The 12542-nt window shown below is 40.2% G+C and carries 13 protein-coding genes and 1 pseudogene; 11 read left to right on the top strand and 3 right to left on the bottom strand.

Translation table 11 applies throughout. The features are described from left to right. Positions 1 to 7: 7 nt before the first annotated feature. Complete coding sequence (gene plsY, locus NST97_RS03770) at positions 8 to 604, bottom strand: glycerol-3-phosphate 1-O-acyltransferase PlsY (RefSeq protein WP_063387681.1); 597 nt, start codon at positions 602 to 604, stop codon at positions 8 to 10. 161 nt (positions 605 to 765) lie between these two features. Between plsY and NST97_RS03765 the strand changes: the two genes are divergently transcribed. The 3 genes from NST97_RS03765 (at position 766) to parC (ending at position 5745) form a co-directional block, all read left to right on the top strand. Beyond that, a complete protein-coding gene (locus tag NST97_RS03765) occupies positions 766 to 1173 on the top strand; it encodes a CoA-binding protein (RefSeq protein WP_063387680.1) in 408 nt (135 codons plus the stop codon). A 194-nt stretch (positions 1174 to 1367) separates the two neighbouring features. After that, on the top strand, positions 1368 to 3290 hold the full coding sequence (parE, locus tag NST97_RS03760) for a DNA topoisomerase IV subunit B (protein ID WP_094246508.1): 1923 nt from the start codon (positions 1368 to 1370) through the stop codon (positions 3288 to 3290). 25 nt (positions 3291 to 3315) lie between these two features. Beyond that, a complete protein-coding gene (gene parC, locus NST97_RS03755; protein ID WP_341342944.1) occupies positions 3316 to 5745 on the top strand; it encodes a DNA topoisomerase IV subunit A in 2430 nt (809 codons plus the stop codon). Between the two features lie 611 nt (positions 5746 to 6356). Here parC and NST97_RS03750 read toward each other — a convergent pair. Further along, positions 6357 to 6569 carry a YozQ family protein gene (locus tag NST97_RS03750; RefSeq protein ID WP_341342943.1) on the bottom strand — a complete coding sequence of 71 codons (213 nt, stop codon included), beginning with the start codon at positions 6567 to 6569 and terminating at the stop codon, positions 6357 to 6359. A gap of 215 nt (positions 6570 to 6784) precedes the next feature. Continuing rightward, complete coding sequence (locus NST97_RS03745; protein ID WP_341342942.1) at positions 6785 to 6949, bottom strand: hypothetical protein; 165 nt, start codon at positions 6947 to 6949, stop codon at positions 6785 to 6787. A 272-nt stretch (positions 6950 to 7221) separates the two neighbouring features. Here NST97_RS03745 and moaA point away from each other — a divergent pair. The 8 genes and pseudogenes from moaA (at position 7222) to moaC (ending at position 12360) form a co-directional block, all read left to right on the top strand. Next, positions 7222 to 8216, top strand: a pseudogene (gene moaA, locus NST97_RS03740) (GTP 3',8-cyclase MoaA). A 10-nt stretch (positions 8217 to 8226) separates the two neighbouring features. Then, on the top strand, positions 8227 to 8727 hold the full coding sequence (locus tag NST97_RS03735) for a MogA/MoaB family molybdenum cofactor biosynthesis protein (protein WP_130156971.1): 501 nt from the start codon (positions 8227 to 8229) through the stop codon (positions 8725 to 8727). Positions 8728 to 8732: 5 nt separating this feature from the next. Beyond that, positions 8733 to 9341 (top strand): molybdenum cofactor guanylyltransferase, encoded by a 609-nt coding sequence (locus tag NST97_RS03730; protein ID WP_063387703.1) that lies wholly within the window; start codon positions 8733 to 8735, stop codon positions 9339 to 9341. Between the two features lie 45 nt (positions 9342 to 9386). Then, the gene (locus NST97_RS03725) at positions 9387 to 10652 is read left to right on the top strand and encodes a molybdopterin molybdotransferase MoeA (RefSeq protein WP_339196239.1); all 1266 of its coding nucleotides are present in this window, start codon (positions 9387 to 9389) and stop codon (positions 10650 to 10652) included. Continuing rightward, positions 10649 to 11152 (top strand): molybdopterin-guanine dinucleotide biosynthesis protein B, encoded by a 504-nt coding sequence (mobB, locus tag NST97_RS03720; protein ID WP_201108594.1) that lies wholly within the window; start codon positions 10649 to 10651, stop codon positions 11150 to 11152. Before NST97_RS03725 ends, mobB begins: the two co-directional genes overlap by 4 nt. Positions 11153 to 11184: 32 nt before the next feature. Next, on the top strand, positions 11185 to 11640 hold the full coding sequence (locus tag NST97_RS03715; RefSeq protein WP_130156967.1) for a molybdenum cofactor biosynthesis protein MoaE: 456 nt from the start codon (positions 11185 to 11187) through the stop codon (positions 11638 to 11640). Then, complete coding sequence (gene moaD / locus NST97_RS03710; RefSeq protein ID WP_063387661.1) at positions 11637 to 11870, top strand: molybdopterin converting factor subunit 1; 234 nt, start codon at positions 11637 to 11639, stop codon at positions 11868 to 11870. Before NST97_RS03715 ends, moaD begins: the two co-directional genes overlap by 4 nt. Before the next feature lie 4 nt (positions 11871 to 11874). Beyond that, on the top strand, positions 11875 to 12360 hold the full coding sequence (gene moaC, locus NST97_RS03705; RefSeq protein ID WP_063387660.1) for a cyclic pyranopterin monophosphate synthase MoaC: 486 nt from the start codon (positions 11875 to 11877) through the stop codon (positions 12358 to 12360). Positions 12361 to 12542: the final 182 nt, after the last annotated feature.

Below are 12542 nucleotides of genomic sequence, written 5' to 3'. Positions count from 1 at the left end.
TTCTATTTTACAGCCATTTCACTTTTGGCTCTGTTTTATTTATGATCCTTTTAATATTGGCTCTGTGCCGATAGAAAACAAAGGTTGCGAGGATCGCGACAATGATCATTAAAGCCGCATCACCGGTAAAAATGGTATAAACTAACGTATACAGTGCTGTAACCATAGAGGATAAAGAAACATATTTTGATACATATAAAACAAGAAAAAATACAGCAAGCATAGATAAAAAGAGTAATGGGCTATAAAAAAGCAGCACCCCTCCGCTTGTCGCCACGGCTTTTCCGCCCCGAAAGCCTGCGAAAATTGGATACATATGTCCTACAGCAGCCACCATTCCTGCAATGAGCGTCCATGCTTGGTGAAGGTCGCCACTAAGCAATACGGGGAGGCTTGCTGCGAGAGTACCTTTTAAAATGTCTGCAACCGTAACAAACAGCCCGGCTTTTTTTCCAAGCACTCGAAAAGTGTTGGTTGCACCTAAATTTCCGCTTCCATGTTCGCGAATATCAATGCCGTATCCAATTTTGCCAACGATAAGTCCAAAGGGGATGGAACCAATTAAATAAGCTAAGATAAGGACTAAGATTAATAGAAAAGACATAATGAAACTCCTTTATATTCATGATTCTATTATTATTATTATTGTACACAATTGATTCGATCAGGACTATATTTTGTTGATAAAAGCCGTTTTAAAACTTTGGTGTTCGACGCTTTTACAGTTATAATAAAAGAAACATTGGAAGGAGTGAACAAATTTTCATGCAAAATCCAAGTCTGGACGAAATCCGTGATATTTTAAAAAAAAGCAAACGAATCGCTGTTGTCGGCTTGTCCAACAATCCTGAAAGAGAATCTTACCAAGTTTCACAAGCGATGCAAAATGCGGGGTATGAGATTATTCCTGTCAATCCGATGATCGATGAAGCCTTGGGTGTCAAAGCGGTCTCATCCTTAAAAGAAATTGAAGGACATGTGGATATTGTAAACGTTTTTAGACGTTCCGAGCATTTATTAGATGTTGCGAAAGAATTTTTAGAAATTGATGCCGATGTTTTTTGGGCTCAATTAGGCTGCGTTAACGAGGAAGCTTATCAATTATTAAAAGAAAAAGGTTATCCCGTTATCATGGATATGTGTATAAAAGTGGCGCATGCGTTAACAAAATAACAAATGTTTCCCCCATCATCTTGATGGGTTCTTTTTTTGAAGAAAGGTTTGAAACATACGACATTTGAGTAATACAATAATATACGTTGCCGTGTAAGATTGCCAAACGCAGGGAAACCATGTAAAATACAGTTTACAAACATCTGTTCTTGTTTTTTGAAAGGAGTTATTTGTTTGTGGGAAAAGCAAAGATAATGGAATACAATGACGATGCGATTCAAGTATTGGAAGGATTGGAAGCAGTAAGGAAGCGGCCGGGGATGTATATCGGCAGCACGGATGCTAGAGGATTGCATCATCTTGTATATGAAATTGTTGACAATTCTGTAGATGAAGCATTAGCAGGCTTCGGAGACCATATCATTGTCAAAATACATAAAGATGAAAGCATTTCTGTTGCTGATAAAGGAAGAGGAATGCCGACTGGCATGCATAAGCTTGGTAAGCCGACTCCGGAAGTAATTTTAACCGTGCTTCATGCAGGAGGAAAATTCGGGCAAGGCGGTTACAAAACAAGCGGCGGCTTGCACGGAGTAGGCGCTTCAGTCGTCAATGCTTTATCTGAGTGGCTTGAAGTGACGATTAAACGGGACGGATTTATTTACAAGCAAAGGTTCGAAAAGGGCGGGAAACCCGTTACGACATTAGAAAAGATAGGAGAAACAAAAGAAACCGGTACGACAGTCCATTTTAAACCAGATCCTCTCATCTTCAGCACTACGACTTTTCAATTTGACATATTGAGTGAACGATTGCGGGAGTCTGCATTCCTCCTAAAAGGATTAACAATTGATTTGATTGATGAACGGAACAATGTTCAAGAATCTTATTGTTATGAAAATGGGATCGAATCATTTGTCGCATATTTAAATGAAGGAAAAGAAACTCTTCATCCTGTTGTCTTTTTCGAAGGTGAGCAGCAAGGAATTGAAGTCGAATTTTCTTTCCAATTTAATGACGGCTACAGCGAAAACATTTTGTCGTTTGTCAACCATGTGAGAACAAAAGACGGCGGCACACATGAAGCGGGCGCCAAAACTGCCATGACAAGAGTGTTTAATGAATACGCACGAAAGACCGGTTTATTAAAAGAGAAAGACAAAAACTTGGAAGGAACAGATATTCGTGAAGGGCTATCGGCAATTATCTCCGTCCGAATCCCTGAAGGACTTTTGCAGTTTGAAGGACAAACGAAAGGAAAACTCGGTACAACAGAGGCGAGATCTGCTGTTGACACAGTCATTTCGGAAAAATTATCTTATTTTTTAGAAGAGAATGCGGAGATCAGCACCCTCCTGATTAAAAAGGCGATAAAAGCGCAAGAAGCAAGAGAGGCGGCAAGAAAAGCGCGCGAAGAAGCAAGATCAGGAAAAAAACGAAAAAAATCTGAAATGTCTTTAAGCGGAAAGCTTACGCCTGCTCAATCACGGAATCCAAAGAAAAATGAATTGTTTCTTGTGGAGGGGGATTCTGCGGGAGGATCAGCGAAACAAGGCCGGGATAGAAGATTTCAGGCTGTTCTGCCTCTGCGCGGAAAAGTGATCAATACGGAGAAGGCGAAGCTGCAGGATATTTTTAAAAACGAAGAAATCAATACAATTATTCATGCAATCGGAGCTGGCGTCGGTGCTGATTTTAACATTGAAGATTGCAACTACGACAAAGTGATCATTATGACGGATGCTGATACGGATGGCGCCCACATCCAAGTGCTTTTATTGACTTTCTTCTATCGATATATGAAGCCGCTCATTCAGGCAGGGAAAGTCTATATTGCGCTTCCGCCTTTATATAAAGTAAGCAAAGGCAGCGGCAAATCCGAAGTCATCGAATACGCATGGAATGAGAAGGAGCTGTCCGCTGCCATTAAGAAGGTCGGCAAAGGCTACACAATTCAACGATACAAAGGGCTTGGAGAAATGAATGCGCCGCAGCTATGGGAGACGACGATGAATCCTGAAACACGCACTCTCATCCGCGTCCGGATTGATGATGCAGCAAGAGCGGAAAGAAGAGTGACAACCTTAATGGGTGACAAGGTTGAACCGCGTCGACAATGGATCGAAAAAAATGTGTCTTTTGGTATTGACGAAAATGACAACATGTTCGAAATTTAAAACAATGTGCTAGAGGAGGAGCAGCATGGAAGCTCAACAACGTTATGTCGATTTACCCCTTGAAGATGTGCTGGGCGACCGTTTTGGACGGTACAGCAAATACATTATTCAAGACCGCGCGCTTCCGGATGTTCGCGACGGGCTGAAGCCGGTGCAGCGGAGAATTTTATACGCGATGCTGATGGACGGAAATACGCATGATAAAGGATTTCGAAAAGCGGCCAAAACAGTCGGGAATGTTATCGGGAACTTCCATCCGCATGGAGATTCTTCTGTATATGAAGCGATGGTTCGGATGAGCCAGGAGTGGAAGGTTCGCAATGTTTTAGTGGAAATGCACGGAAACAACGGAAGCCTTGACGGCGATCCTCCTGCCGCCATGCGTTATACGGAAGCACGGCTGTCCAAACTTGCTTCCGAGCTTTTAAAAGATATTGAGAAAAATACAGTCGAGTTTGTACCGAATTTTGATGACACAACGAAAGAACCCGTCGTTCTCCCCGCGATGTTCCCAAACTTGCTTGTCAATGGTTCAACAGGGATTTCAGCCGGCTATGCAACTGATATTCCTCCGCACAATCTTGGCGAAGTCATTGATGCTGTGATTATGCGAATGAATCATCCGGATTGCACAGTTGAGGAATTAATGGAAGTGTTAAAAGGCCCTGATTTCCCGACTGGAGGAATCATTCAAGGAATCGACGAGATTAAAAAAGCATATAAAACAGGAAAAGGAAAAATTGTTGTTCGCGGCAAAGCGGAAATTGAAAAAATCCGAGGCGGAAAAGAGCAAATTGTCATTACAGAAATTCCGTATGAGGTCAATAAAGCAAATTTAGTTAAAAAAATAGATGACCTTAAGTACGAAAGAAAAGTGGATGGAATTGCCGAGGTGCGCGATGAAACGGACCGGACAGGTCTTCGCATCGTCATTGAACTGAAAAAAGATGCCGATGCTGAAGGAGTTTTAAATTACTTATATAAAAACACAGATTTGCAAGTTCCATATAACTTTAATATGGTTGCAATTTACCGTCGGCATCCGAAATTATTAAGCCTGCCTGAATTGTTGGATGCTTACATCGAACACCGAAAGGAAGTCGTGATCAACCGATCGACTTTTGAGCTCCAAAAAGCTCAAGAAAGGGAGCATGTCGTAAAGGGATTAATCAAAGCTCTATCCATCTTGGATGAAGTGATCGCTGTTATTCGTGCTTCAAAAGATAAACGGGATGCGAAAGATAATTTAATTAGTGAATTTGCATTTACTGAACCGCAGGCAGAGGCGATTGTCTCGTTGCAGCTGTACCGTCTGACAAACACTGATATTACAGCGTTGAAAGCGGAAGAAGAAGAGCTTGAGAAAAAAATCAAGGGGTTAACAAGCATTTTGGAGGATGAAAAAAAGCTTTCCAAAGTCATTCAATCCGAATTAAAACAATTGAAAAAAACATTTGCCGATGAGCGGCGGACGAAGATTGAGGCGGAAATTGAATCCATTACTATCAATATGGAATCCCTCATCGCAAGCGAGGATACAATTGTTACTGTGACAAAAGACGGCTATGTGAAACGTACGAGCTTGCGGTCGTATACAGCATCAAACGGAAAAGATTTCGGCATGAAGGATTCGGATCGACTGTTATGCCAGTATGAAATGAACACAACAGATGTTCTTCTCTTATTCACAAACAAAGGAAATTATTTATATTGTCCTGTTCACGAGCTTCCGGATATTCGCTGGAAGGATATTGGACAGCATATTTCAAGGACCATTCCGATTGATCAAGATGAACGGATTGTACAAGGAATTCCTTTAAAAAGTTTTGACGACGAGAAATTTTTCTTGTTTGTTACGAAAAAAGGCATGGTGAAGAAAACGGAAATTCGCCAATATAAAGCTCAGCGATACTCCAAGCCGCTTGTTGCGATCAATTTAAAAGACGACGATGAAGTGGTTGCGGTTCATATAACTGATGGAACAGGATTGATTTTGTTATCCACCCGTTTTGGATACGGTCTTTTATTTCACGAAGAAGAAGTGAATATTGTCGGCTCCCGTGCAGCAGGAGTCAAAGGCATCCAATTAAAGGAAGGAGATGCAGTCGTTTCTGGACTTGTGTTTGCTGAGAAACATGTTAACGATCAAAAGCTCGCCATTGTCACGCACAGAGGCGCTGTGAAAATGATCAATATCGGGGAAATCGAACGAACACAACGAGCCAGAAGAGGATCAATGCTGTACAGAGAGCTGAAAACAAACCCGCATCGGACAGCGGCCGTCTTACTCGTCAACGGAAATGAGAATTTGGTATTGGAAACGGAGAAAGGCATCAGGGAAATAGTGCCTCTTTCCAATGTGAAGGTGACTGATCGATACAGCAACGGTTCCTTTTACATAGATAAAGAGGAGGCGGGAGAAGTGCTCGACAGCTGGATCGAACGAGAGCAATAAACAGTTCTTAGGGGCTGTCCAGAAAGTCAAAATCCACTGAAAACGAAACATCATAAGCATTGATATATCAACGTTTCTAAAACATTGAAGGGGCGTCTATAAGCCGGAAAATCGACTTATTAGACAGCCCCTTTAAAATGTTTTTTTAAGCTGACCTTGTTTTATTATTGATCAGTATTCTGAGTAAAAATCCCTGCTGCAAAACAAAGCTGAAATACAGCCCAAGGTAGGGAAGAAACGATGCACATGACCGATGAGTGAAAATTGCATTGGCGATCATGAAATATGATTTGTTGAATGCCTAGCGAATTTAAGATTAAACAGGTTTTAAAAAAGGAATTTAGTTTTTTATAGGCTCTGATCATGAAAAGTAGAAGCATTAGATAAATGATAACATCGAGCAAACATCAGGGAAAAAGTATATGTTTTTCATTGAAAACTAAATATGATGTCCAAAAAAATTTTTTTCAATTAGTCTGCTCAGTAGCTGACCAGCCTTTGTAAACCATGGTAGAAAATCATGACGACAATTTTCATTAACCGGCGCTATGAAAAATTTTGTTGTTAACTAAGCAGGAATGTTGAGCGGAATTGAGAGGTAATGAAATAGTTTAAGTCGTTTCATCCTTTAACCTATTCCGTATTTTGATATTGTCCACTTCTCCGTCTATAGTACCTTCCGTAAAAGTGTCGCTCACTTGCTCATGAGTGACGGCCAATCCTTGCGAGCTTTCAGAATGGCTTTTATAGTCATTCGGTGTATATATTTTTCCCGCAATATTTTTACCATCCGTTTCGTTCTTTTTATCGTTTTCTTCGGTCATCTCTTTTCGCCTCCAAAATACTGAGTACTTTAAAATTAGTATGGTTCTTTCAGTAAAAAAAATTCATTTATTTCAAATGAGTATACTTGAACCTCCGATATAACTGTTAAACACTTTCATTGGATGAAATACTAGATGACTAATGGCGCTGAAAATTTTTACAAAAAAAATCACAAGCGAAGAGCTTGTGAAGATCATTTATAGCCTTTTCGTCTTCAAATTTGTTGTTCATCGTTTATAATGGCCTTTGGATCATTGTTGTTATAGCATGTAAAACAATGCAATGTTCCATTTTCTTTATTATCAACCCCATTTAAAAAACTATTCAAACAATGAATTGGTTTGCCGCATTCAGAACAAAACCCAACGAATTCTTCCAAACGCTTAACTCTCCCTTCGAAAACGTGGTGAAGCTCCATCGTTCGTAAAACCATTTAAAATGGGTATATCATTTATTATAACAAATTTTGTGCAGGAAATTATAAAATCATTAATGAAAATTATGAAAGCGTTACATTCATGGAATCTTAATTGACAATAGAATTGAATATTTTCAAAACATCCTTTAAAATGTAAGGAACATTATTTTTTATTACAATTTTTTTAAATATCACATAAAGGTAGCCTTTCTGACGGAAAGATGGGATGTACAATGTTGCGTGACCAATTCAATAGTCCATTATTAGACTTGCGCATTTCGGTGACAGACCGATGTAATTTTCGTTGTGTATACTGTATGCTGAAATGGAAGGAAGACAGTATTCTTTTATGAAACGGGAATAACTAATGACGTTTGAAGAAATATATCGTTTGGCCAGCCCCTTTACGTTTAGGCATTCGAAAAATTCGTCTGACCGGGGGGAAACCGCTCCTCCGAAAGGACATTGATGTACTAATATCGATGTTAAAAAATATTCAAGATCTTCAAGACGTTTCATTGACCATTAACGGATATTTTTAATATCATATGCCAAGCGTTTAAAAAAGCGGGCATGAACCGGATCAATGTCAGTTTAGATGCTTTAAATAACGAAATTTTTTCTAAAATGAACGGAGGTAAAGCAAAGTCTGAGGAAATTGTTAGAGGAATTGAAGAAGCGGTTGCACAAGGTCTGGCGGTAAAGGTGAACATGGTTGTAAAAGGAATAAATGAGAGCGAAATTTTACCGATGGCTCGTTTTTTTGAAGAAAAAGGAATGACGATCCGCTTCATCGAATATATGGATGTCGAAACCTTAAACGGTTGGAAAATGGACGAAGTTTTGACGAGCAAAGAAGTTCATGATATGATTCACCAAGAAATACCTCTTAAACCAGTTCAGTCAACGTTTTTGGCGAGGTTCCTAAAAGGTATCGATACCGAGGTACGGATGTGGAAGGCGGTTTTATTTCTTCCTTATCAGGAGCTTTTTGTTCTGATTGCACGCGAATGCGCCTATCAGCTGACGGTAAAAAGTATACATGCTATTTGCCTCAAACGGCGTTGATTTATTAGTTAAAATGCGAAAGGGAGCAAGCGGTGAAGAAATATTGGATGAGATCATCCGTGTTTGGCAGGCTCGGGACGATCGTTATTCCGAAGAAAGAGGAAGGATCAATGCTCTTTCTGCAAAAAGACGTGTGGAAATGTCTTATATTGGCGGGTGAGGTGTGATTGATGAGTGTATCTGAACATCGCAGCAAGGCAAATGGCCCTGTTCGCTGCAAAGTGATCACCGTTTCTGATACGAGAACGAAGGATACGGATAAAAGCGGTGCATTAATCATCGAATTATTAACGAGAGAACAAATGGAAATAATAGATTACGAGATTGTGAAAGATGAACGGGAAGCCATTCAATCTGCTGTGAAAGAGGCTTCTGAGGAAATTGATGTTTTTTTATTGAACGGCGGGACTGGTTTTACAAAACGGGATGTGACGGTAGAAGCGGTAAAAGAATTGCTTGACAAAGAAATGGTTGGTTTTGGGGAATTGTTTCGTTATTTAAGCTATAAAGAAATTGGAAGCGCATCCATGCTTAGCCGAGCACTTGCCGGTTCAATTGGACAAAAAGTCATTTTTTGCATGCCGGGATCTACAAATGCGGTTCGTCTTGCCATGGAAAAGCTGATTTTGCCGGAACTTCGCCATCTTGTTTGGGAGATGAATCGTCAGTGAACAAGATGATCGGGATTGTGCTGGCAGGAGGACAGTCGAAACGGTTTGGGCAACCGAAAGCATTTGCGAAAAGAAATGGAAAGGAATTTATTTTATATAGTATCGAAGCGCTGCAATGTATCACAAAAGACGTGGTTGTTGTCATACATCCTGAAATAGATACGAAATGGCTGCAAAGGAACCAGCTGACATATATTCAAGATCTCGAATTGTATCAAGGAAAAGGACCTCTTGCCGGCATTTATTCCGTTATGTCCCAATTCAAATCCGAATGGTATATCGTTTTACCTTGTGATACTCCTTTTATCAATGCGCATTTGTTGAAAAAATTGCAATTATACAGAAATGACGGTTGTGAAGCGATTGTTCCTAGTGTTCACGGAAATATTCAGCCATTGATCGCCATGTACCATCATCGAGTGAAGGAAAAAATACGATGGCACCTTGAACAAAATAAGTTAAGCATGAAGCATTTTCTTCCAAGTATTCATACTAGATATGTTGAGATTAATGATGATGATGCTTTCATCAATATTAATACAAAGGATGAATATGACCAGTATATTGTTCATAATAACCTTTTTCCTCAAGCCTCCTTTTCCAAAACAAAATAAATGTTCCTTGGTAGTATCGGGTGGGGGAAAGAATGGTGGAAAGGAATGGGAGCGTTGCGAAAGCCAATTCAAGTAGAGGAAGCAATCGACCGGGTGTTGGAAAAAAGCTATGAAGGTGAAATAGAGTATGTATCAATCGAAAACAGCTTTCATCGTGTGCTTGGTCAAGATATAACTGCTACAACGGATGTACCTGGATTTGATCGATCCCCTTATGACGGCTATGCTGTTTGGGCAGCATCGACCGAGGCCGCTTCAGCTTCCAATCCAGCAGTTTTGGAAGTCGTCGGGACTCAAGGAGCAGATTCTGTTTGGAAAGAATCTTTAAAACCTTTTCAAGCCGTTAAAATTATGACTGGCGCTGCCATTCCAGAAGGTGCAAATGCCGTCATCATGAAGGAATTAACACAGGAATTCAGAAAAGACGGAAAAACATATGTGCAAATAAAAAGAAAAGTTGAGGCAGGAGAAAACATCTCCCGCATCGGAGAAGATATGAAAAAGGGCAGTTTGCTTATCGAAAAAGGAACCGTGATCACTCCGGGAATATCCGCTGTTCTGGCAACGTTCGGGTATCATTACGTTCCGGTTATGAAGAGCCCAAAGGTTGTCGTCATAGCAACCGGGAGCGAATTGCTTGAAGTGTATAAACCGCTGGAAAAAGGAAAAATTCACAACAGCAATACTTATATGCTGCAGGCACAAATTTTCAGAGCTCACGGTGAACCGATTTTATACGGAATTGTGAAAGACACATTTCAAAATGTATTTCAAGCTGTTACAAAAGCAATGCAAATGGCCGACATTATCATCACAACAGGCGGAGTGTCAGTGGGCGATTTTGATTATATCCCAAAGGTGTACGAGCATCTTCAAGCCCAAGTTTTATTCAATAAAATCGGCATGCGCCCAGGGAGTGTTACCTCTGCAGCAGTTGTCGGCAACAAAATTTTGTTCGGCCTCTCAGGCAACCCTTCCGCTTGTTATGTCGGTTTTGAGCTGTTTGTCCGTCCGTATATAAGGGCGATGCTCGGACAAAAAAATTGTTATTTAAAACGAGCCCGGGCGATTTTAACGAAAGATTTTTTAAAGCCGAATCCGTTCACGCGCTTTGTGAGAGCAAAATTGTCCTTTCATGATGGAAAGCTAGTAGCTGATCCGATTGGAAGGGACAAATCAAATATTGTTTCATCCTTAATTCATACTAATAGTTTAATTGTTTTGCCTGGCGGAAGCAGAGGATTTCAAGCAGGCAGTGAAGTTAACGTGCTGTTAATCGAAGATGAAGAAGGAGCCTCCAGTTGGCTATGATGATTTTACAAGTGGTAGGGCATCAAAACAGCGGAAAAACTACGCTAATTGAAAAATGCATCAAAGAGCTGACCAATCATGGGATAAAAGTCGGTACTTTTAAACATCACGGTCATGGTGGAAAACCGGATATTCCAAAAAAAGATACGTATCGGCATTGGGAAGCTGGTGCTGTTGTTTCAGCGGTTCTAGGGGAAGAAACTTTGCTGTTGCAAGCTGAAATAAAAGCGAATGAACATTTTTCGAACATTATGGAACTTTACCGGCATTTTTCAATTGATGTATTGATTATCGAAGGATTGAAAAAAGCTCCATACCCGAAAATTGTCTGTATCCGTGATGAGAAAGATCTTCATCTGCTTGATTTATCAAATGTGATCGCATCGATTAGCTCGATCCCTTTGAAAGAAAAACATTCATTTTTTATTAAAGATGAAGATTTGTATATCAGCTGGATCGTGAACTATGTAAAGGAGAAGCTGTTGGAAATGAGACAATAATGCCATTTTATATTATATTTGGAGGGATAATTATGTTTCAAATTGTGAAAGAACCGATAGATGTTTCACGTGTCATCGAAGCTGTTGTGGATCGAAATGCCGGAGCTATCGTTACATTTATCGGAACTGTAAGGGAATTGACAAAAGGAAAAAAAACATTGTATTTAGAATATGAAGCATATGAATCGATGGCTCAAAAAAAACTGGAACAAATCGGAGCTGAAATTAAACAGCAGTTTCCGAATGCTAAGGTTGCCATTGTCCATCGTATCGGACGATTAGAAATTACGGATGCCGCGGTCGTCATCGCCGTATCTACTCCTCACCGCGCTGATGCTTATGAAGCAAACCGTTATGCAATCGAGCGGATTAAAGAAATGGTACCGATATGGAAGAAAGAGCATTGGGAGGATGGCTCATTGTGGATCGGCAATCAGCAAGAAACGATTTCTTATGAAAAAGGCATTCCAAAGGAGATGAAGTCATGATCCGAATTTTATTTTTCGCCCAACTAAAAGAGCAGCTGAATAAAAAGGAGATGACATTGCCATATCAAGAAATAACTGTTAAACAACTCCGCGAACGGTTGGAAAAAGAATATTCACTGCCCGCCCTATCCTCCGTCCTTTTTGCCATCAATGAAGAATTTGCTGCAGAAGATGACATCATTCGGGATGGGGATGTTGTCGCCCTTATTCCGCCGATGAGTGGAGGTTAAAAACATGAAGAAGCTGACTCACTTAAATGAGCAAGGAAGGGCAAAAATGGTAGATATTTCAGAGAAACAGGAAACAGTCCGTACTGCACATGCCATCTCAAGTATTCTTGTTTCAAAAGAAGTGTATGAAAAAATCACAAGCTCACAGGTCAAAAAAGGAGATGTTCTGTCAGTAGCGCAAGTAGCTGGAATTATGGCCGCCAAACGCACGGCTGACATCATTCCAATGTGCCATCCGATTGCTTTAAAAGCGGTGGATATTCAATTTGAATGGAAATGCGACGAAAACAAATATGAATTAATGATCCATTCATTTGTGAAAACAAAAGGAAGCACAGGGGTTGAAATGGAAGCATTAACTGCTGCGAGCGTCTGCGCCTTAACCGTGTATGATATGTGCAAAGCAATCGATAAAGGAATGGTCATCGGCCAAACATATTTAATGGAGAAAACAGGCGGCAAAAGCGGTGACTTCCGCCGTGAACTATAACTTTTATAGGTAATTGATCATTATAGAAAAGAATTTTTAGCTGCAGAAAGAAACTAGTTACCATGAAACCAATCAACTTACTCTGTCTTTAAATAAAAGGACGCCAAGCTGAAAACTACAAGGAAAGAGACACTTTTGAAAAAAGCATGATCATATCAAATGTTTCGCAATCCGGGCTCTTG

This window comes from Aeribacillus sp. FSL K6-1305 (genome assembly GCF_038050115.1).
Taxonomy (GTDB): Bacteria; Bacillota; Bacilli; order Bacillales; family Aeribacillaceae; genus Aeribacillus; species Aeribacillus composti.
Note: the sequence above shows the minus strand (reverse complement) of the source record. Positions and strands in the feature narration are given on the sequence as shown.